The sequence below is a fragment of the Neolewinella maritima genome (genome assembly GCF_923081025.1).
Classification (GTDB): Bacteria; Bacteroidota; Bacteroidia; order Chitinophagales; family Saprospiraceae; genus Neolewinella; species Neolewinella maritima.
Window position 1 is genome coordinate 593,068 of record NZ_CAKLPZ010000002.1, and the last position, 18,926, is coordinate 611,993.

22 protein-coding genes are annotated in these 18,926 nt (G+C 62.0%); 9 read left to right on the forward strand and 13 right to left on the reverse strand.

The annotated features are described in order from the left end of the window. Window positions 1-83 precede the first annotated feature (83 nt). Window positions 84-956: an OmpA family protein gene (locus MJQ68_RS10840; RefSeq protein WP_238751127.1), complete on the forward strand. Its 873-nt coding sequence runs from the start codon at window positions 84-86 to the stop codon at window positions 954-956. Here the strand turns inward: MJQ68_RS10840 and MJQ68_RS10845 are convergent. The 3 genes from MJQ68_RS10845 to MJQ68_RS10855 are packed head-to-tail and all read right to left on the reverse strand — an operon-like array spanning window position 943 to window position 2,638. After that, the gene (locus MJQ68_RS10845) at window positions 943-1,446 is read right to left on the reverse strand and encodes a hypothetical protein (protein WP_238751128.1); all 504 of its coding nucleotides are present in this window, start codon (window positions 1,444-1,446) and stop codon (window positions 943-945) included. The genes MJQ68_RS10840 and MJQ68_RS10845 overlap by 14 nt on opposite strands. A 48-nt stretch (window positions 1,447-1,494) precedes the next feature. Next, complete coding sequence (locus tag MJQ68_RS10850) at window positions 1,495-2,280, reverse strand: class I SAM-dependent methyltransferase (RefSeq protein WP_238751129.1); 786 nt, start codon at window positions 2,278-2,280, stop codon at window positions 1,495-1,497. Further along, the gene (locus tag MJQ68_RS10855; protein ID WP_238751130.1) at window positions 2,273-2,638 is read right to left on the reverse strand and encodes a HesB/IscA family protein; all 366 of its coding nucleotides are present in this window, start codon (window positions 2,636-2,638) and stop codon (window positions 2,273-2,275) included. The genes MJQ68_RS10850 and MJQ68_RS10855 overlap by 8 nt, the downstream gene beginning before the upstream one ends. Before the next feature lie 85 nt (window positions 2,639-2,723). Here MJQ68_RS10855 and MJQ68_RS10860 point away from each other — a divergent pair, with 85 nt between their 5' ends. Further along, window positions 2,724-3,287, forward strand: a complete 564-nt coding sequence (locus MJQ68_RS10860; protein WP_238751131.1) for a DUF7935 family protein — start codon at window positions 2,724-2,726, stop codon at window positions 3,285-3,287. Here MJQ68_RS10860 and MJQ68_RS10865 read toward each other — a convergent pair. Beyond that, window positions 3,284-4,477 (reverse strand): glutathionylspermidine synthase family protein, encoded by a 1,194-nt coding sequence (locus MJQ68_RS10865; RefSeq protein ID WP_238751132.1) that lies wholly within the window; start codon window positions 4,475-4,477, stop codon window positions 3,284-3,286. The genes MJQ68_RS10860 and MJQ68_RS10865 overlap by 4 nt on opposite strands. Continuing rightward, window positions 4,470-4,949 (reverse strand): hypothetical protein, encoded by a 480-nt coding sequence (locus tag MJQ68_RS10870; RefSeq protein WP_238751133.1) that lies wholly within the window; start codon window positions 4,947-4,949, stop codon window positions 4,470-4,472. Before MJQ68_RS10870 ends, MJQ68_RS10865 begins: the two co-directional genes overlap by 8 nt. A 79-nt stretch (window positions 4,950-5,028) precedes the next feature. On the opposite strand from MJQ68_RS10870, the gene MJQ68_RS10875 reads away from it, so the two are divergent. Together MJQ68_RS10875 and speD are read left to right on the forward strand one after the other, a co-directional pair. Next, window positions 5,029-6,603 carry a polyamine aminopropyltransferase gene (locus MJQ68_RS10875; protein ID WP_238751134.1) on the forward strand — a complete coding sequence of 525 codons (1,575 nt, stop codon included), beginning with the start codon at window positions 5,029-5,031 and terminating at the stop codon, window positions 6,601-6,603. Beyond that, complete coding sequence (speD, locus tag MJQ68_RS10880; RefSeq protein ID WP_238751135.1) at window positions 6,603-6,962, forward strand: adenosylmethionine decarboxylase; 360 nt, start codon at window positions 6,603-6,605, stop codon at window positions 6,960-6,962. Before MJQ68_RS10875 ends, speD begins: the two co-directional genes overlap by 1 nt. Window positions 6,963-7,140: 178 nt before the next feature. Here speD and MJQ68_RS10885 read toward each other — a convergent pair whose 3' ends face one another. The 7 genes from MJQ68_RS10885 to MJQ68_RS10915 form a co-directional block, all read right to left on the reverse strand. After that, window positions 7,141-7,467: a HesB/IscA family protein gene (locus tag MJQ68_RS10885; protein ID WP_238751136.1), complete on the reverse strand. Its 327-nt coding sequence runs from the start codon at window positions 7,465-7,467 to the stop codon at window positions 7,141-7,143. Window positions 7,468-7,478: 11 nt separating this feature from the next. After that, a complete protein-coding gene (gene iscU / locus MJQ68_RS10890) occupies window positions 7,479-7,892 on the reverse strand; it encodes a Fe-S cluster assembly scaffold IscU (protein WP_238751137.1) in 414 nt (137 codons plus the stop codon). Between the two features lie 140 nt (window positions 7,893-8,032). Further along, window positions 8,033-9,253 carry an IscS subfamily cysteine desulfurase gene (locus tag MJQ68_RS10895; RefSeq protein WP_238751138.1) on the reverse strand — a complete coding sequence of 407 codons (1,221 nt, stop codon included), beginning with the start codon at window positions 9,251-9,253 and terminating at the stop codon, window positions 8,033-8,035. 49 nt (window positions 9,254-9,302) lie between these two features. Then, window positions 9,303-9,815, reverse strand: a complete 513-nt coding sequence (gene msrA, locus MJQ68_RS10900) for a peptide-methionine (S)-S-oxide reductase MsrA (RefSeq protein WP_238751139.1) — start codon at window positions 9,813-9,815, stop codon at window positions 9,303-9,305. A 72-nt stretch (window positions 9,816-9,887) separates the two neighbouring features. After that, window positions 9,888-10,259: a methionine-R-sulfoxide reductase gene (locus tag MJQ68_RS10905; RefSeq protein ID WP_238751140.1), complete on the reverse strand. Its 372-nt coding sequence runs from the start codon at window positions 10,257-10,259 to the stop codon at window positions 9,888-9,890. Between the two features lie 39 nt (window positions 10,260-10,298). Continuing rightward, a complete protein-coding gene (purS, locus tag MJQ68_RS10910; RefSeq protein WP_238751141.1) occupies window positions 10,299-10,550 on the reverse strand; it encodes a phosphoribosylformylglycinamidine synthase subunit PurS in 252 nt (83 codons plus the stop codon). Continuing rightward, the gene (locus MJQ68_RS10915; protein WP_238751142.1) at window positions 10,547-11,302 is read right to left on the reverse strand and encodes a CDP-alcohol phosphatidyltransferase family protein; all 756 of its coding nucleotides are present in this window, start codon (window positions 11,300-11,302) and stop codon (window positions 10,547-10,549) included. The genes purS and MJQ68_RS10915 overlap by 4 nt, the downstream gene beginning before the upstream one ends. 61 nt (window positions 11,303-11,363) lie before the next feature. Between MJQ68_RS10915 and MJQ68_RS10920 the strand changes: the two genes are divergently transcribed. Beyond that, window positions 11,364-11,897 (forward strand): hypothetical protein, encoded by a 534-nt coding sequence (locus MJQ68_RS10920; RefSeq protein ID WP_238751143.1) that lies wholly within the window; start codon window positions 11,364-11,366, stop codon window positions 11,895-11,897. Here MJQ68_RS10920 and MJQ68_RS10925 read toward each other — a convergent pair. Beyond that, the gene (locus MJQ68_RS10925; protein WP_238751144.1) at window positions 11,894-14,362 is read right to left on the reverse strand and encodes a ligase-associated DNA damage response DEXH box helicase; all 2,469 of its coding nucleotides are present in this window, start codon (window positions 14,360-14,362) and stop codon (window positions 11,894-11,896) included. The genes MJQ68_RS10920 and MJQ68_RS10925 overlap by 4 nt on opposite strands. A gap of 316 nt (window positions 14,363-14,678) precedes the next feature. Between MJQ68_RS10925 and MJQ68_RS10930 the strand changes: the two genes are divergently transcribed. From MJQ68_RS10930 to MJQ68_RS10945, 4 genes are all read left to right on the forward strand, one after another. Further along, window positions 14,679-15,998: an aminopeptidase P family protein gene (locus MJQ68_RS10930; RefSeq protein ID WP_238751145.1), complete on the forward strand. Its 1,320-nt coding sequence runs from the start codon at window positions 14,679-14,681 to the stop codon at window positions 15,996-15,998. A 20-nt stretch (window positions 15,999-16,018) separates the two neighbouring features. Further along, window positions 16,019-17,821 (forward strand): tetratricopeptide repeat protein, encoded by a 1,803-nt coding sequence (locus tag MJQ68_RS10935; RefSeq protein WP_238751146.1) that lies wholly within the window; start codon window positions 16,019-16,021, stop codon window positions 17,819-17,821. 118 nt (window positions 17,822-17,939) lie between these two features. Further along, the gene (locus MJQ68_RS10940) at window positions 17,940-18,302 is read left to right on the forward strand and encodes an energy transducer TonB (protein WP_238751147.1); all 363 of its coding nucleotides are present in this window, start codon (window positions 17,940-17,942) and stop codon (window positions 18,300-18,302) included. A gap of 37 nt (window positions 18,303-18,339) precedes the next feature. Further along, window positions 18,340-18,921, forward strand: a complete 582-nt coding sequence (locus tag MJQ68_RS10945; RefSeq protein WP_238751148.1) for an energy transducer TonB — start codon at window positions 18,340-18,342, stop codon at window positions 18,919-18,921. Window positions 18,922-18,926 lie beyond the last annotated feature (5 nt).

Below are 18,926 nucleotides of genomic sequence, written 5' to 3' on the forward strand. Positions count from 1 at the left end.
CCCATTAGCCAGGGGGCGGGGCCGCGGGTGCAATGTACATTGCGCGACAAGCCGTACATTTAGGAAGACTTCCTCTCTCCAGTATGTTACGCTACACCCTCCCCCTGTTCTTTCTCCTGCTCTGCACGACCTTCGCGATCGGGCAGACCACTCCTGCGGTAGACACCCTTGCCACAGCGACGCCGGACAATAGCACCCGGGAGCGCTACGCCGCCGACCTCGACGAGCTGGCGCGCATGAAGGAGAAATTCCGGCAGCAGCAGGAGCGCAAGGCCCGCGAGCGGGACCGGGGCGGCAACCTGCGGGATACCTGGAACGATACCACCGTCGAAGAGCAGGCACCCACCGCACCCCTGACGGTCAATCCCCGGGATACCGTACAACTGCGATCCAGTGTACGCTCCGGACTCTACCCCCCGGCCCAGCCCGATCTGGATGAGACCAAGGGGTGGGAACGCAACGTACGCAGCGATCTACCCCGCGAGGAACCCGTAGATGCCGCTGAAACCGCCCGCCTGGATGCGGAATACGCCCGCCAGCTCGCTGAGTTAGAGGAACTGCGGGCGGAGCTGCGTCAGGCACGGGGCGAACCCACTTCTGCGCCCGCGCCTGATCTGGCAGCAAAGTCACCCGTGGTAGTTGAGAAAGCCACTCCGGCGGCCGCTCCGCTAGCCATATCATTCATACCGAATACGGCCTACCCCAATACGGCCGGCTACGATGCGCTGGATGCACTGGTCCGTACCGTACAGGCGGCCACCGGCATGGTGGAGATCCGCGTACACACGGCCCGTAAGCTGGACCAGCGCGCCGCTCAGCTGCTCAGCGAGGAGCGGGCTACGACGATCCGTAATCACCTCATCAAGGCCGGTATTTCTTCGGAGAACTTCCGGGTCATCGGCTACGGCAACCACGAATCGGCCGCCGGGGAACGGGTGGAGCTTATAGTTCGATGATCTTGCCGCTCGCGGCGATCTGAAAGCGCCGCGCCGTACTACCACTGGCCTGGTAGTCGAATTCCTTGCCGCCGCCCTGTCCACTGACCTGGTAGACCATCAGACCGTCTGTCAGCGCCGCCGTGGTCTGTGTCAGTTCCGCACCGTCGTAGCTGGTGCCGGCCAGAATGAGCCGGTCGATGAGCTCCTCCGTTTTAGGGTTCAGGGTGACCAGGGTGTAGTGATACTGCGCCAGATCGGCCCGCCAGTAGACCAGTCCGATGTAGTCATCCGCCTCGGGCAGCCGCAGGCAGGCGATAAACTCCGTAAACTCATCGTTGATCTGCGTAGGCTCCAGGGGCAGCAGGAACTGCTCGATCATACGACTGGGCAGGGGAGGGGTTTCCTTACTGATGCGCCGTACGGTGTCTTCCCCCAGGGTAATGGGCAGCGGCAGCTCGGGAAACTGCTCGACGAAGTGAGAAAAGCGAATCTGGGGGGTGGTGTCCATGGGTAGGGTAGGGTACGGGTGGAGCTATGGAATACACGGGGGGTATAGCTACGGTTTAACCAGCACTGCGGCCAGCGTCCGCCACGCGATGCGGTTGCCCCGTGCGTCCATCGGCTCGTGTAGTACGAGGGGGTCCGTGAGGTCGAGGAGCTCCCAGGCGGTCTGCAGAAAATGGTCAAGCAGCTTGACCGGTGGGTGGTACTGCTCCCACTGCGCGAGCTGTAGGAAGTTGAGGGGGGAGACGATCACGAGTCGTCCGCCGGGTCGGAGCACGCGGTGCCACTCGGCGGCGGCGGCGGGTACGTCGGCGAGCCGGTCGATCAGGAAGGTATTCCAGAGCAGGTCGAGGCTGCCGTCGGGGAAGGGGAGGGACTTGGCATCCGCCAGCGCGAAGTGAAGATTGGACAGCTGCTGACCGACCAGCGCGGTGAGGGGATAACCGAACCGGAGCAGATTGGGGGAAAGTGTCTTACCTAGCAGCCAGTACTCCCGGGCCTGGCGGAGCATCTGGTAGCTGAAGTCGATGCCGTAGCAATCCCAGCCGGGCTGCTGCCGGGCGGCCTCCCCGATGAGGCGGCCTACGCTGCAGCCGATATCGGCTACGCGGGCGTGCTCGTCCGCCGGCCACCACGCGCTGACGTAATCGAGCAGCGGCTGAAAGGGGTAGCCTTCGTTGAGCTCGTCGGCGAGGTGCAGGGCAGTTTGCCGGGCTACAAGCTCGTCGTAGCGCTCGTAGACATCCTGGCGGACTTCTTCCTCTGACTTCAGATAATACAGGGGGATGCCGCGGCGCTCGTCCAACGGCGGGGGCAGTAAGCTGCCGAAACTAGGCACTAAAGGAGGTGCCGCAGCCACAGGTATCCTTCGCGTTCGGGTTGTTGAAGGTGAAGCCGCGGTTGTTGAGGTCCGTGGCCCAGTCGATCTCCATACCCAGCAGGTAGAGCGCGTGACCGGCCTTCATCAGTACCTGCTCGCTGCCGACCATGAACTTCTGGTCATCTTCCTGGGGCAGGTCGAAGCCCAGTTGGTACTCGAAGCCGGAGCAGCCGCCGCCCCGTACGCCGATGCGCAGGAAGTGGTCACCGGCTACGCCGAGATCCTTGCGCAGGCGGCCGAGTTGCTCCATGGCTGAGGGCGTGATGGTGATCGGGGTGGTTTTGGTCTTGGTGGGCGAGTGGACGTCAGCGCTCATAATTGGTGTTACCTTTGGTAGCAAGGTAACAAACGGTCCCGTGCATGGTTGGCGGTGGGTGCCTCCTTCCCTAAATCGCAGTGGTATGAGCCCGGAGTTTTTATTCCTTCTGAACATTGTCTTCTCCATACTCGCCGTAGTAGGCGTGGTCGTATTTGCTATCGCACTGCTGCGTAATCTGGGGAACATCGCCGAGCAAATTGCCGCCCTGCGTAGCGGTCTTGCATCCACCATTCAGTCAGGCTCCTCCGCAGACGCCGCCCCCGGGATAGAAAGTCTGCGCCTACAGGCCTGTGAACGCTTCACGCTCATGCTGGAGCGAATTTCGATCCCCAACCTGCTGCTGCGCATTCCGCCCGGGGAGGACAGTGCGCCCCGCGAGTACACTGCTGAATTGTTGCTGGCCATCCGCCAGGAGGTGGAGTACAACATCACGCAGCAGATCTACGTGAGCGATTCGCTCTGGCGCATCGTCACCCAGTCGCGCGACAACATCAGTATGCTCATCGCCCGCGCCGCCGAGGGGGCCGAGTCGAGCCGGCAGATCGCTGAGCGCCTGCGCCGCATGAGTGCCCAGCAGCAGGAAGATCCCGTAGCGCTGGCTCAGGGAGCGATCCGTCGGGAAGCCGCCTCGGTACTGACTAATTAAGACTTCAGGAGTCCCAGGCTGACGAACTCCGCATCGTCGTCCAGAATCAGACCGTCCTGCCGGCGGCAGCACAGCGCGCTCGCCCGCGGAGCCATGAAGGTGCTGAGCTGGTACCGCTGCTTATCGGCATCGGCATCGGTAGCGAAAGCGGCGAGCTCCTGGTAGACGAAGGGGAGGTGACCGTAGTCTCCCGGACGCTCCGCATCGGCGCGGCGGCCGTCGAGCGACACCTTCACGTTCTGCCCCGTGCGGCCGAATACGGGCTTGCGTACGTAGCCGCGGCGTGGGTCGGGCAGGTCGGCGGGGTCGAAGGCAGTAGGTAGCAGCAGCGGATTGCCGGGGTGATCCTGGTAGGCGAAGACCATGAGGGCCTTGGACTGCAGGAGCAGCGACCAGACCGGATTAAGCACGCGCACGAACTGCTCGACGATCATCTCTTCGAGCATTTCCCAGAGGGCGGATTCTTCGAGGGCCACCCAGTCCCAGGGGAAGTATTTGGTGAGGTAGTAGTAGCGCGTCAGCTCCCCGGAGGTGGTCTCGGCGACCATACCGTTGTCGGGGTCGAAGGTGATGTCGGGTAGCGCTTCCACACGCACATCCTTCCAGCGGGCGTCGCGGGCGCGGTCGGCCAGAAACTGGGTATTGAGCGCGTCTTCGGGATAGCCCAGGTGAGCGAACAGCCCCTTCATCCCCTTGCGGCTGCTGCCGATGCGGGTAAGGGCGGCCGTGAGGTCGGCGGATAGGGTGTTGGGGGCGGCGCGCTTTACGCCGCTACGCTTCAGTACTTCGGGCTGGAGTACGGCGGTCTCGGGGAGCAGGCTACAGGTATCGGCGTTGAACTCGATCAGGCGCAGGGGGGTGCCGTCGATACCGCCGGCGAAGTCGAAGCGACCGAACAGGTAGTCGTCCCACTCGTGCTCGACCGACCACTCGAGCAGGGGCCGTGCCCAGTCGGGGATGCCCAGCAGCTTGAGACGTGCCGGATCGGAGAGGGAGCGGCGGGCGGTCTGTCGGAGCTGGTCGAACAGCTCGTTGCCGGCCTGCATGGCGCGGTCGGCCTCGGTGGGCAGGAGCAAGAGGATCTCATCGGCGAGGTAATCGTGGTTCTCGCCGGTGGTGAAGTAATCCAGTCCCCGCTTGCTGACGAAACGGTCCCTGGGCGGTGTAGCGTCTACGAGGCGCTTATCCACCGAAGGAGCGGATAGATTTTCCGCTGCCAAAGCCACTGCGGGCACGGGACGTACGGTTCAAGCTGCTGCCGGTGCTGGAAGTGGAGCGCTGGTAGGCGGCATTGTTCGTGTAGGCGGCGGCCGACGGGCGATTGCCCATGCGATTAAGCATCATGAAGCCCCAGTAGCCCAGCATGGCGGAACGGAAGGGCCGGCGGACGCGGGAGGAGTCGGGCTGCGTCTGCTCGATCGTGCGGGCTTCCGCCAGGGTGTAGGACTGGCTGGTTCCGTCCAGGTTATTAACGATGATGCGACTGTCGGCGGGTGTGCCTACGGGCTCCTCGGAGGCGATCTTGTAGTCGTCGGGGGCTACTTCTTCGACGGTGGTCACTACGCCCTGGGTGGGCTCGCTGTAGTCTTCGCCGGCGTCGCAGCGGGTAAAGGCAAGGGTGGCGGTGAGGAAGACGGAGAAAAGCAAAACTATTCGGAGCATGACAGGTAACCTAAGGGGATCAGAAATAAGGCCGCAGGCACGGCCCTCCCTTCCCTAACCCCGTAAACCGTAGTACTGTTTGTCCCTGCCCCGCTCCGAGAAATTGCTGCTGATCGTCGCCGTGTTCATCGCCGGCCTATGCTCGATCGTCTACGAGCTACTCATCAGCACTACCAGTGCGTACTTCCTGGGGGACAGCGTGAAGCAGTTCTCGCTCACCATCGGCGTATACATGTGCGCCATGGGGGTGGGCTCTTTCCTCACCCGCTACGTCGACGGGCGGGAGCTGGAGGCGTTCGTGCGGGCCGAGATCTTACTGGGTCTGGTGGGCGGATTGTCCGTACCCCTGCTGTACTTCCTCTTTCAGTTTCAGACCAACGGGCAGTACCAGTGGACGATGCTTGTATTGGTGTTCGTGATCGGTACCCTCACCGGTGTCGAGATCCCGCTGCTGGCGCGGGTCATGAAGACCTACTACCCCCTGCGGGATAATCTGGCCAATGTGCTCGGCTTCGACTACCTGGGCGCACTGGCCGCTACGCTGCTCTTCCCCTTCCTGCTGCTGCCCTTCGTGGGGCTATACAGCTCCAGCCTCATCTTCGGCGCGGTCAATCTGCTGCTCGGGGCTGGGGTCTGCTGGTTTTTTCGCGAGAGCCTTGCACCCGCGCGCCGCCGCAAGATATACCTGTGGACGGCCCTGGGGCTGGCCCTGTTCACCGTGCTGCTGATCCGCGCCAAACCCTTCCTGCACGCCTGGGAGGCCTCGGCTTACCCCCACCGGGTGATCTACGAGGAGGATAGCCCCTACCAGCGCATCGTGCTGACGCAGAATGACGACGATCTGCGGCTGTACCTCAATCGCGTGATCCAGTTCTCGAGTACCGACGAGTACCGCTACCACGAGAGCCTGGCCCAAATCCCGGCGGCGCAGGTGCCGGGCTTCCGGCGCGCGCTCATCCTCGGTGGTGGCGAGGGACTGCTGGCCCGCGAGGTGCTGCGCCATCCCGGTGTGGAGTCGCTCACGATCGTAGACCTGGACGAGCGGATATTCGATCTGGGCCGACGGCATCCCCGTATCAGTGCACTCAATGGCGGCGCGCTCGACGATCCCCGCACCACTACGCTAGCCGAAGATGCGGCGGTGTTCCTGCGCAACGATACGGCCCACTACGACCTCATCCTGGCCGACCTACCGGATCCTAGCAACGAGAGTATCGCCCGGCTATATAGTACGTGGTTCTTCAAGTTGGCCCGGGCGCGTCTGACGCCGCAGGGGGTATTCGCTACTCAGGCGACCAGTCCGTACCATACCCGCAAGACCTTTTGGTGTATCGTGAAGACGCTGCGGGCGGCGGATTTCGGGCAACTCGCGCCCTACCACGTGACTGTACCGAGTTTCGGTCCCTGGGGCTTCGTGCTTGCGGCTAATGCGGGCAATACCCTGCGGCAGGGCGGTCAGCTCCTGGGCGCGGACGTCCCGGTAGCTATCGGGACAATGAAATTTTTGGAGGCTAGTCTCCTTCCTACGCTATTCACCTTCCCGGCCGATATGCGCGATCCCGGCGGCCTGCTCCCCAACCGGCTGGACCGGCCCGTGCTCCTGCAGTACTTCCTCGATGAGTGGTCGGACTGGCAACGCGAAAAGACCCAGTGATGGAACCCAGCTACCTCGGTTTGCACGTGCTGCTGGAGCTCTACGGCTGTCCGGAAGACCGGCTGCGGCTACCGGACGACAGCGAGCGTATCCTGCTAGTCGCCGCCGCGGCGATGGGTGCAACGGTGATCGAGGCCCGCTTCCACGCCTTTTCACCGCACGGCGTGAGTGGGGTCGTGGTGATCGCCGAGAGTCACCTGACCGTACACACCTGGCCGGAGCATGGCTATGCGGCGGTAGATGTGTTTAGCTGTGGCGATCTGGACCTGTCGGCGGGGCTGGAGGTGCTGGAGCAGGAGTACGGAGCCAGCCGGGTGTATGCGGAGCGGGTGTTGCGGGGGAAGGGGCTTGGAGGATAAAAGGTCGAGGGCCTCTGGTCCGAGGTGGTAAATGTTTACCGCACGCCCAGACTCGGGCTGCAAGCCCTCGACCTTTGCTCAGTCCAGTCGACGGCCCTTCACAAAGTAAAACGCCATCCCGATAGTATCGGAATGGCGTTCTATAACTTGATTATTGCCCGGCGTGAAGGGCTTGAGCCTATACCGCGAAGCTTTCGCCGCAGCCACACTCCCGGGTGGCGTTGGGGTTGGTAAAGGCGAAGCCCTTACCGTCCAGTCCGCCGCTGAACTCCAGGGTGGAGTTGCAGAGGTAGAGGAAGGACTTCAGGTCACAGACTACGGTCTCGCCGTTATCCTCGAAGACCTGATCGCGGGGCTGTAGCTCGTCGTCGAAGTCTAGCTTATACGACAGGCCGGAGCAGCCTCCACTGGTGATGCTCACCCGCAGGAAGTAATTCTCGGGCATGGCCTTCGCCTCCCGGATTTCCCGCAAGCGTTCCTTCGCGCTTTCGCCTACGAATAACATAGCGGGGTAGTTTAGTGGACGGCGATGGTTTCGACGGTCTGTACGCCGTGCTTCTGCTGGTAGTCCTTGATGGCACCCTTGATCGCATCCTCGGCGAGGACCGAGCAGTGGATCTTCACGGGGGGCAGGGCCAGTTCTTCGACGATGGCCATGTTATCGATAGCCAGGGCCTCGTCGACGGTCTTACCCTTGAGCCATTCGGTGGCCAGGCTAGAGCTGGCGATGGCGGAGCCACAACCGAAGGTCTTAAACTTGGCCTGGGTAATCTTCTGCGTGGTAGGGTCTACCTCGATCTGCAGCCGCATCACGTCACCACACTCGGGTGCACCGACCAGACCGGTACCTACATTCTCGGAGCTCTTATCCAGCGTACCGACGTTACGGGGATTCTTGAAGTGGTCGAGTAATTTTTCGCTGTATGCCATGGTAGAAGGAGTTGAAAAGAGAAAGGGTTGAAGGCTAAGCAGAGCCGCTAAAGTATAACAAGTCGAGCGGGAAAAAGGATGAAGGAACAAGCAGGATATACCCTTACTCCTTAACCCCTTCTCCCCCTAAGCCCTTGATTCTAGTGCTCGCTCCACTCGATCGCGTCGATGTCGACACCTTCTTTGTACATCTCCCAGATGGGGCTGAGGTCGCGCATGTGGTTGACACCTTCGGCTACCTTGGCGATCGTCTCGTCGATGTCCTCTTCGGTAGTGAAGCGGCCGAGGCTGAAGCGAAGGCTGGAGTGTGCCAGGTCGTCACCGAGTCCGAGGGCGACCAGCACGTAGCTGGGCTCCAGACTGGCGGAGGTACAGGCCGAGCCCGAAGACACGGCAATGTTCTGGTTGAAGGTCATCATGAGACCCTCCCCCTCGACGTGCTTGAAGCTGATGTTGGTCACGTGGGGCATGCGGTGCTCCTGATCGCCGTTGACGTAGCTCTCTTCGAGCATACTGCACAGGGCGTGCTGCAGCTTATCGCGAAGCTTGCTCAGGCGCTCGGCGTCCTGGTGCATTTCTTCCTTGGCGATGCGGGCGGCCTCACCGAAGCCGACGATGCCGGGTACGTTCAGCGTACCGGAGCGCATGCCGCGCTCGTGTCCGCCGCCGTCCATCTGGCTGGTAACCTTGACGCGGGGGTTCTTGCGGTTGACGAACAGGGCGCCTACCCCCTTGGGTCCGTACATCTTGTGGCTGGTGAAGGCCATCAGGTGTACGCCTACCTCCTTGGGGTGGCAGGGCAGCTTGCCGACGATCTGCGTAGCGTCCGACATGAACAGTACGCCGTGCTTGGCACAGATGTCGCCGATGGCCTTCATGTCCTGAATGACACCGGTCTCGTTATTGGCCCACATGATGGATACCAGTACGGTCTTATCGGTAATAGCCGCTTCGAGCTCTTCGAGACGAATGCGGCCCAGACGGTCCACGTCGAGGTAGGTGACCTGACCACCCATCTTTTCCACCTTGGCGCAGGCGTCGAGGACGGCCTTGTGCTCCGTCTTGGCGGTGATGATGTGATTGCCCTTGCGCTGGTACATCTCGAAGACGCCCTTGATCGCCAGGTTGTCCGACTCGGTAGCACCACTGGTGAAAATGATCTCGCGCTCGTCTACGGCGATCAGGTCGGCGATCTGATTGCGGGCGGTATCTACGGCGCCCTCCGCCTTCCAGCCGAAGGGATGGTTGCGGCTGGCTGCGTTGCCGGGGTTCTCGTAGAAATAGGGGATCATCGCGTCCACTACCCGGGGGTCGGTCGGCGTGGTGGCGTTGTTATCGAGGTAGATCAGGCGCTGGCCCATAGTAGATTAAATTTCGAACTGTAAATACAAATGCTTCAAGCTAACACCTTCACCCCACTTTGGTTGCCGGTTGCAGCAGTTCCCGCACGCGGTCGTTCTGCTTCCGGTCGGGTGCCATGCCGTGGGCGTCGCAGTAGCCCTGGTGACGGGCCTCGGCGGGGTAAAAGGCAGCCACCGCTTCCACGTCGGTCTCGGGTTGAAAGCGCGCCGCGGCCAGTACCTCCAGCATACGGCGGGCGGTAGCAAGTTGGTCGTCCTCCTCCAGGGAGAATACCGCCGAACGGTATTGCCCCACGCCCCGTCCGCGGTTGATCTTGAAGTTGTGGAGGGTGAAGAACTCGGTCAGCAGGGCCTCGGTAGAGAGCACCTCTGCGTCGTAAGTCACCTCGACCACCTCAGCGTGCCCGGTATCCTTGTGGCAGACCTGCACGTAGCTAGGGTCTACCGCAGTACCACCGGCGAATCCTACGCGGGTGCGGGTCACACCGGGCAGGCGGCCGAGGTGGTACTCCTTACTCCAGAAGCAGCCGGCGCCTAGTAGGATAACGTTGGTAGTTGGCATGGGGGTAGGTCGGGGCGTTGTACGCCAAGTGGATAGGGCGGGGTCGCGGGTGCGGTGAAGAGGACCGGGTCGCTACTGGGGGACGAACTTGATGCTCAGGCTATTCACACAGTGGCGCGTATTCTTGGGCGTGAAGCGCTCGCCCTTGAAGACGTGGCCCAGGTGACCGCCACAGTTGTTGCACAGGATCTCTACACGGCGACCATCGGCATCGGCCTCGTGCTTTACGGCTCCCTCGATCTCGTCGTCGAAGCTGGGCCAGCCACAGCCGCTGCTGAACTTGCTGGTAGTATCGTACAGGGGGGCGTCGCAGCGGCGGCACACGAATGTCCCGTCCTGCTTAAAATTATTGTACTCGCCGGAGAAGGGCCTTTCGGTACCCTTACGGGCGATGATGCGCTCTTCTTCCTTCGTGAGGGTGTTCCAGTTCTCTTTCGTCTTCATACCCGGAAAACAAACAAAAACAGGCTTTAGTTGGCCGGTCTAGGCCTTCTCCACCACGAAGTCGTAGGTCTCCATGATCACGTTGGCCAGTAGCTTGGAGCAGGCCAGCTCGACCTTGTCGTGGGCCTCCTGCTCGCTGTCCGCCTCCAGGGTGATATTGACGTGCTTGCCGATCCGTACGTCGCTGACGCCCTGGATGCCGAGGTTGGGCATGTTCTTGACGACCACTTTCCCCTGGGGGTCGAGCAGTTCGGTCTTGGGCATGATGTTGATGTGGGCGAGGTAGGTCATAGCGGGGAAGTAGCGCGGGGCGGGGAGACTAAGTTGAGCAGCAGGTAGACCGCGACGATGAAGGGGAAGGCCGAAGTCCATAGCAGCATAAACAGCCCGATGGCTGCGGCGGCAAAGATATACCGCGTCTCATTCCCCACCCAGCCGAAGCCCTTAAGCTTGAAGCTGAACATGGGATGCTCGCTCACCAGCAGATAAGAGAACACGAGTATGGAGGGATAAAGGACGTAGGGACTTAGGACGTAGGGTGCCCAGTCTGGGTTAGTCGCCACGATGAGCATCAGTCCCGTCGCGTAGACCGTACTGGTCGGCGTAGCTACGCCCATGAAGTTCTCGGTCTGCCGGGTATCCAGGTTGAACTTAGCCAGCCGCAGGGCACTGAACATAGCCACGAGCAGAGCGGGCGCAGCGTACCACGACCAGCCGATCGTAAGCGGTGCCAGGGGAGCGAACGCATCCGGATCGGGCGGGCTCGCAGGTGCCAGGAAATCCCCCATCAGCAGCAGCACGTAGTAGATCACCGCTGGCACCACCCCGAAACTCACCATGTCGGCCAGACTATCCAGCTCCTTGCCGTGCTCGCTGCTCACGTCGAGGGCACGGGCTACGAGTCCGTCGGCAAAGTCGAACCAGCCGGCCGCGAAGAGGAACCAGAAGGCGGGCACGAAGCGCAGGTCCAGAATACAGATCAGGGCCGCGCAGCCGCAAAAGAGGTTCAGTAGGGTGACGAAGTTCGGGATCCAGGCTTTCACGCGGCCCAAGGTAAGTTTTCGCAGGGGGAGCGCGTTAGGGTAGAGCCTAACTACTTACACCATGCGCTACCTACTGGCCTCCCTGCTGGGGCTGTGCCTGTTCTCCGGCTGCCCCAGCACCGGCAACGGCGACCGGCTGTTCGACATCACCTACGAGCCCATCGACTTCGTGGTGCCGGCCGGACAGGTATCCCCCCAGCTCTTCGTGGTGTCCCGGGCCAATATGATCACCCGCTTTATCCCCACCCTCGACGCCAGCGCCTTTACCGCCGACGATGTAGACCAGGTAGGTGGCATCCGGGCGCGGGTGGTCAGCCTGTCGGGCGAAGACTTCCGTGAGATCGACCGGGTAGAGCTGCGCGTCTGTCCCACCAGCGAGCGGCAGTGCAGCGTCGCCGACATCATGTACAGCGTGGATCACCAGGGCCGCCGGCAGCAGGTCATCAACCTCAACCCGGGCCTGCGCAATTTCCGCAGCCTGTACCTGCAGGACGAAACGGTCCGCATGGAAGTGGTCTTCTACCCCCTGGGCGTCACCTCCCAGAATATCGAGACCCGCCTGGAGTGGACGATCGGTGCCATCGGGGGACTCTAGTCCCGCACCAGCGCCAGCCGCATACGCTTTACGCGGTCCTGCAGTGATTCCGAGCTGATCCGCTCCCGCAGCCGGTCCACGATCAGCGAGAAGCTGAAGGGCGTAGCCTTGCTGGGCTGCATGAACAGGATGGTCTGTCCGTTGATCCGTTCCAGCGCGGCGCGTAGCCGCGCCTCCTGAAGTTGGAAGGTCATGATCTCGTCGTAGGCTTGCTGCAGGAGTAGGTTGCTGGGTTCGTAGTCCGTGAAAACATCGAAAAACAACTGCGACCCGCTCTGCAGGTGCTTTTCTTTTTTCTGCTTGCCGGGGTAGCCCTTAAAGATCAGTCCGGCGATGGCGGCGATATCGCGGAAGCGGCGCTTGGCCATCTCCGTGGCGTTGATGCCGGCGTTGAGGTCGTGGGTCAGCCCCGTAGCATCGAAGAGACCGCTGCCGAGCGCCTCCTCGATCGGAATGGGCTGGTCGCACAGCAGCTCGAAGCCGTAGTCGTTCATGGCGATCGTGAAGGTGAGGGGCGCGAACTGCCCGATCCGGTAGGCGACCAGGGAGCTCAATCCTTCGTGGATCCCGCGGCCCTCGCAGGGGTACACCACCAGGTGGAAGCCCTCACGATCCTGGAAGTACTCGATGAGCAGTTCGTCGCTGGCGGGCACGGCGCTGCGGCGCACCTGGATGTCGCGCAGGGGGGCCAGCTTAGCGAGTTCGGCGTCGTGGTAATCTTCATGCTTCAACTCCTCCATCGCCTGACGTAGAAACTCAGAGAGCTGACTCGACAGCTGCATCCGTCCGCCGCGCCAGCTAGGTACCTTGCCTTTCTTCGAGGTGCTGCGCTTGACCAGCGCCTCAGTGCCCTTGATCTTTATGAACTTGAGGCTGCGGCCGGCAAACCAGAAGGTATCGCCCGGCTTGAGGCTGGAGATGAAGTACTCCTCGATGGAGCCGATGTAGCCGCCCGTCATGTACTTGATCATCACGGTAGTCTCGCTCACGATCGCGCCGATGCTCATGCGGTGCATCATGGCTACGCGCTTGCTCTCTACGCGGTACATGCCCTCCTCGTCGCGCGCCACCTTGTGGTACTCGTCGTAAGCCCCCAGGCTATTACCCCCCGTGGTGATGAAGTCCAGGCACCAGGCAAACTCCTCGTCGGTCACCGAAGCGAAGCAGAAGGTATTGCGGATCTCCGCCAGCACTACATCGCGCCGGAAGCCCCCGCTTACTGCCAGGGTCACCAGGTACTGCACCAGTACATCGAAGCTGCGCAGGTAGGGGATACGGCTCTCGATGACCTGCCGCTCGATGCAGCGCCGCAGGGCCGAGGCTTCCAGCAGTTCCAGGCTATTGGTGGGTACGAAGTGAATGGTGCTCTTGGCGCCCGGTCGGTGCCCACTGCGTCCGGCGCGCTGCAGGAAGCGGGCCACTCCCTTCGGACTGCCGATCTGTACGATGGTCTCTACGGGGCGAAAGTCTACCCCCAGATCGAGGCTGGACGTGCAGATGACCGCTTTGAGCGTCCCCTCGTGCAGCGCATCCTCCACCCAGTCGCGCAGCTCCCGGCTGATGCTGCCGTGGTGCATGGCGATGGCTCCGGAGAGCTCGGGGTCGAAGTCGAGCAGCCGCTGGTACCAGATCTCGCACTGGCTGCGCGTATTGGTGAACACCAGCGTCGAGCCCGAGGCGTAGATGATGGGCACCACCTTTTCGAGCAGCTTGATGCCCAGGTGGCCCGACCAGGGGAAGGTCTCGATCTCGTCCGGCAGCACGGTAACCATCTCCGTCTCCTTGACCGTGCCGGCGCGGATGATCACCCGCTTGCCGGGCAGGGTGGGGGGGATCAGCACGTCCAGCGCTTCCTCCATATTGCCGATGGTGGCCGAAATGCCCCAGGTGCGGAAGGCCGTGCCGCGCAGTCCCCGCAGCCGACTCAGGGCCAGCTCCACCAGCACGCCGCGCTTGGTGCCCAGCAGTTCGTGCCACTCGTCGGAGACCAGCACCCGTAGGTCGCCGAAGAACTGCTCGTAGCCCTTACTGGCCAGCAGCAGGTGCAGACTCTCGGGGGTGGTGATAAGGATCTCGGGCGGCTTGCTGCGCTGCTTGGTCCGCTCGGCGGTCTTGGTATCGCCGGAGCGCACGCCCACGCGCCACTTCATGCCCAGGTCCTCGATGGCCCGCTCGGCGGCGCCCTGGATCTCGCGGGTCAGGGCGCGGATGGGGGTGATCCAGATGGCCCGCAGTCCGTTGTTGGCCTTGGTGGGTTGGTCGGGGTGTTCGCGCAGGAACTCCAGCAGGATAGGCAGGATCAGCGAGTAGGTCTTGCCGCTGCCGGTGGGGGCGTTGACCAGGCCGCTCTTACCACTTAGGTAGGCGCGCCAGGCCTGCTGCTGGAAGGGAAACGGTGCCCAGCCCCGGGTCTTGAACCAGTCGGTGCCGGTTTGGAGCAGGGGGGCGGAAGCGGGTAGTGACACGGGGGTGAAACAGCAGGGGGCGGCGCGGGTTCAGGTCGCGGCGTTGCTCGCCGAGCGCAGGCTGGGTTCGACGAGGCTGGCCCTGCGTGCGCTGCCTCGATCTGGAGGCACAAAACTTCGTGGTCGCTCCAGCTGAGGAGTTGAATCAGTTAGTGCTAGTCTGGAGCGCCGACGCCGAACACGCAGTGCGCTGTAGCTAACCGAAAAATTTCTGGTATATAATCCAAATAGCTTACTTTACCCTGACGACCACAGTCGGCATATTGCTAGCCATACCTTCACCCGGCACCCGCGCACCCGCCCAAGCACCCCATAAATGTTTACTACCCAGACTTACGTAGCCCGCCGAAAACAGCTCGCGGAGGCGGTCGGGCACGGACTGATCATTCTGCCCGGCAACGGTGAAGCTCCCATGAATTACGCCGGCAATCCCTACCCCTTTCGGCAAGATTCCACCTTTCGCTACTTCGCCGGTCTCAACCAGCCCGACCTGATCCTCACGATCAATGCCGAGACGGGAGAGAGTCTCCTCTACGGTGATGAAGCTACGCTGGACGATATGGTCTGGATGGGCGAACAAACAGGACTGGACGAACTAGCCCAACGGGCCGGGCTGCAGGTGGGCGGAAACCTGCAGAAGGCCGTAGATACCCTGTGCCTGTCCGAAGTGGTCCACTACCTGCCGACTTACCGCGACGCACGGCAGATGTTGCTGTGCCAGTGCCTGAACGAAGACGACCGGCCGAGTGAGAAACTGATCCGGGCAGTCATCGCACAACGATCGTACAAAAGCGCGGAGGAACTAGCGGAAATGGACCGCGCCGTAACCACCAGTATGGCCATGCACCGGGCCGCGGCCGCAGGTGCGAAGCCGGGGATGCGGGAGGCGGAGGTAGCCGGCATGGTAGAAGGACTTGCCATCAGTGCCGGCGGGCGGCTGGCCTACGCAGCCATCGTGAGTCGGGACGGCCACATCCTGCACAACCACGCCCACCACAACGTGCTGCGGGAGGGCGACCTGCTGCTGATCGATGCCGGGGCCGAAACCCCCTCGGGCTACGCCGGCGACATCACCCGCACCTTCGCGGTGGGCGCGGAGATGACGGCCAAACAGCAGGCGGTCTACGATATCGTGGACGACGCCAAACGGCGGGTGATCGAGGCCATCCGACCCGGGGTACCCTTTCGGGAACTGCACGACCTATCGGCCCGTATCATCACCAATGGACTGAAGCAGCTGGGGCTGATGAAGGGGGATACGGCGGAGGCGGTTGCCGCGGGTGCCCACGCCCTGTTCTACCCCCACGGCCTCGGTCACATGATCGGGCTGGACGTACACGATATGGAAGACCTGGGGGAAGACTTCGTGGGCTACGACGAGGAGTTTCAGCGCAGCGAGCAGTTCGGTACGCGCAACCTGCGGCTGGGCCGCCGGCTGGAGGAGGGCTTCACGATCACGGTAGAGCCGGGTATCTACTTTATCCCCATTCTTACGGACCGCTGGCGGGCCGAGGGCAAGCACACGGAATACATCAACTACGATGCCCTGGCGGCCTACCGCGATTTCGGTGGTATCCGGCTGGAAGACAATGTAGTAGTGACGGCGGACAACTGCCGGGTGCTCGGCTCCGTTTAGAGCTACACAACCTCCGCGCTATGCTACGTCAGTTTTTCCTCCTGCTCGTACTCGGTACTTCGCTGGGACTAGGCGCCCAGAGCAACCAGCTCGCGCAGCAGTACTACATGGACGGCGAGTACGAAAAGGCCGCCGAGCTTTACCTCGCCCTGGCCGAGGAGAACTACAATACCTTTTACTTCGACCGCTACGTCAGCAGCCTGATGAACCTACGGCAGTACGACGAGGCCGAACGGGTGGTAAAGAAACAACTGAAGCGCACGCCGGAAGAGCTCACCCTCTATGTCACCTACGGCCAGCTACTGGAGCAGAACGGCGATGAAGAGGGCGCCCAGAAGCAGTACCGCCAGGCGATCAAGGAGCTGCGGGCCGATAAATTCCAGATCACTCAACTGGCCAATGCCTTCGTACAGCTCACCAAGTACGACCTGGCGATCGAGGTATACGAGCGCGGGGGGAAGCTGATCAAGGACGATACCTCCTTCGCCTTCAATCTGGGCGATCTCTACCGCCGCAAGGGGGCCACCGCCCCGATGATCACCAGCTACCTCGACGCCCTGGTCGACGAGCCGGAGCGGATACGCAACGTGCAGACCTACTTCCAGCGCTTTCTGGATCGCGACGGTCTGCTCGAAGCCCAGAAGCAACTCTACGCCCGCATCCAGGAGGATCGCAAGGATAACCCCCTCTACCCCGAAATGCTGGGCTGGGTACTGATCCAGAACAAGGACTATAAGGGGGCCCTGCGCCAGGCCCGTGCGCTCGATAAGCGACTGGATGAGAACGGCGAGCGGGTCTTCGATATCGGCACCCTGGCCGGTAATGCCCGCGACTACGAGGCCGCCATCGCTGCCTATGACTACATCGTCGAGAATAAGGACCCCGCCTCTCCTTATTACCTGGAGGCTAAGCGGGAGGGCTTGCTGACCCGCCGCCGCGCCATTACCGATGGCTATGCGTACACCGAAGAGGACCTACGTATCCTGGAGTCGGCATACTTCGACTTCCTGCGGCAGTTCGGCAACAACCCGGCCTCGGCCCGCATCGCTATCCAGCTGGCCGAGCTCGAAGCCCTGTACCTGAACGATCTGGAGAAAGCAACCGGCATCCTCCAGGAGATCGTCGGGCTCAATGGCGTGAACGAGACCATCCGCGCCCGCGCCAAGCTGGCCCTGGCCGACTACTACCTCATGCAGGGCGAGGTCTGGGAGTCTACGCTACTGTACAGCCAGGTTGACAAGCAATTCAAGGAGGATCTGCTGGGTCACGAGGCCCGCTTCCGCAACGCGCGGCTAAGCTACTTCCGGGGCGACTTCGAGTGGGCGCAGTCGCAGTTCGACGTGCTCAAGGCCTCTACTTCCCGCCTCATCGCCAACGATGCGCTGGACCTCTCGGTATTCATTCTCGACAACCTCGGTCTGGACACCACGGCCGTCGCCCTGCAGACCTACGCTGACGCCGAGCTGCTGATGTTCCAGAACCGCTACGACGAGGCCTTCGCCACCCTGGATACCCTCGTCAAGGCCTTCCCCGGTCACGATCTGGAGGATGACGTAGTCTACCTACGGGGCAAGATCTACCAGCGGCTGCGGCAGTATGAGGCCGCCGCCGAGCAGTACGCGCAGGTCATCGACACCTACCCCAAGAGCATCCGTCTTGACAATGCGCTCTACGCCCTCGCCGGTCTGTACGAAGAGCAGCTAGACGATAAGGCCAAGGCCCAGGAACTCTACGAGACCCTCTTCATCGACTACAGCAACAGTATCCTGGCGGTAGAAGCGCGCAAGAAGTACCGGGCGCTGCGGGGTGATGCGGTGCAGTAGCAGTACGCAGCGGTTTCCAACCGCGGTAGTAAAACGCTGCCTCCGGCAGCGCTAGCAAGGTGCTGACCCACCAAAATCACCCGCCACTGCATCGTAGCTAGTAAACGCTTCTCCACCCATGGCACTCCACTACCCCCTCTTCCCCGCCGGTGACCCCTCCGCCGACTACACGGCTCGAAAGGAAGCCGCTGACAAAGCCATGCTCCAATACATCTATGCGCACATCAGCTACCCCACCGAAGCGCGGGAGGCTGAACGGGAAGGCATAGTAGCGATCAAGTTTGCCGTAGACGCAAGCGGCAAGCCCGGTGAGCCGGCCGTAGCCCGCGGTATCCACCCCGCCCTCGATGCCGAAGCCTTACGCGTAGTACAGACGATGCTACGGGATCATCCATCCTGGACCCCTGCCCGGGAGGACGGTAGCCCGATTGACTACAACTATGTACTACCCATCCGCTTTAAATTGGAGCCCACGGAGTAATTTCCTATTTTAGGGCTAGCCTATTTGCACCTAAGCTATGACCACCCGACACCTGCCCTCCCGATTTTTTACTACCGGCCTGCTGCTGGCTCTACTCCTTACCGTACTGAACTGGGGCTTCCGGCAGGCCCCCGACGCAGCCCGGCAGCAACTGCTGGTCGAGGTAGAGGATGCTATGGAAGAGCCTACCGTTGCGGTGGAACCGGTGACCTTTTTTATTGATCACTGCATCCAGCGGCCGCGCCCCGAACTGCCGCCGGTGGAGGAGATGACCCTGCCGATCTACCCGGGCTGTGAACTGGAGGCCGACTACGAGGAGCGGGTCTTTTGTGGCTTTGGACGCCTGAAGCACTTCATCGACAAGAACCAGGTGCAACCCGAGGGCTCCAAGCGGGAGCGGGTAGGGATCAGTTTTGTCATTCAGCGGCAGACGGGCCTCATGCAGGACTTCGAAGTCATTGCCGGCGAAGACCAGCGGAATATCCGCGAGGCTCTGCGCATCGTCAAACTCATGGTCGACCGCGGCGTACGCTGGACCCCCGGCACGGTGGAGGGGGAGGCGGTCAACTTTCCCCTGGCTATCCCGATCTCCTTTCACGGGGCGGGCTGCGGGGAGTGAGTCCC

Coding starts and splice junctions, on each gene's coding strand:
- purS (WP_238751141.1), bottom strand. CDS start 10,550: ATGACCTACCTCGCCCACATCAACATCATGCCCAAGACCGAACTGCTC.
- MJQ68_RS10870 (WP_238751133.1), bottom strand. CDS start 4,949: ATGCTCCGAATAGTTTTGCTTTTCTCCGTCTTCCTCACCGCCACCCTT.
- MJQ68_RS10930 (WP_238751145.1), top strand. CDS start 14,679: ATGTTTACTACCCAGACTTACGTAGCCCGCCGAAAACAGCTCGCGGAG.
- MJQ68_RS10840 (WP_238751127.1), top strand. CDS start 84: ATGTTACGCTACACCCTCCCCCTGTTCTTTCTCCTGCTCTGCACGACC.
- iscU (WP_238751137.1), bottom strand. CDS start 7,892: ATGGCATACAGCGAAAAATTACTCGACCACTTCAAGAATCCCCGTAAC.
- MJQ68_RS10945 (WP_238751148.1), top strand. CDS start 18,340: ATGACCACCCGACACCTGCCCTCCCGATTTTTTACTACCGGCCTGCTG.
- speD (WP_238751135.1), top strand. CDS start 6,603: ATGGAACCCAGCTACCTCGGTTTGCACGTGCTGCTGGAGCTCTACGGC.
- MJQ68_RS10895 (WP_238751138.1), bottom strand. CDS start 9,253: ATGGGCCAGCGCCTGATCTACCTCGATAACAACGCCACCACGCCGACC.
- MJQ68_RS10905 (WP_238751140.1), bottom strand. CDS start 10,259: ATGAAGACGAAAGAGAACTGGAACACCCTCACGAAGGAAGAAGAGCGC.
- msrA (WP_238751139.1), bottom strand. CDS start 9,815: ATGCCAACTACCAACGTTATCCTACTAGGCGCCGGCTGCTTCTGGAGT.
- MJQ68_RS10940 (WP_238751147.1), top strand. CDS start 17,940: ATGGCACTCCACTACCCCCTCTTCCCCGCCGGTGACCCCTCCGCCGAC.
- MJQ68_RS10855 (WP_238751130.1), bottom strand. CDS start 2,638: ATGAGCGCTGACGTCCACTCGCCCACCAAGACCAAAACCACCCCGATC.
- MJQ68_RS10860 (WP_238751131.1), top strand. CDS start 2,724: ATGAGCCCGGAGTTTTTATTCCTTCTGAACATTGTCTTCTCCATACTC.
- MJQ68_RS10920 (WP_238751143.1), top strand. CDS start 11,364: ATGCGCTACCTACTGGCCTCCCTGCTGGGGCTGTGCCTGTTCTCCGGC.
- MJQ68_RS10845 (WP_238751128.1), bottom strand. CDS start 1,446: ATGGACACCACCCCCCAGATTCGCTTTTCTCACTTCGTCGAGCAGTTT.
- MJQ68_RS10885 (WP_238751136.1), bottom strand. CDS start 7,467: ATGTTATTCGTAGGCGAAAGCGCGAAGGAACGCTTGCGGGAAATCCGG.
- MJQ68_RS10935 (WP_238751146.1), top strand. CDS start 16,019: ATGCTACGTCAGTTTTTCCTCCTGCTCGTACTCGGTACTTCGCTGGGA.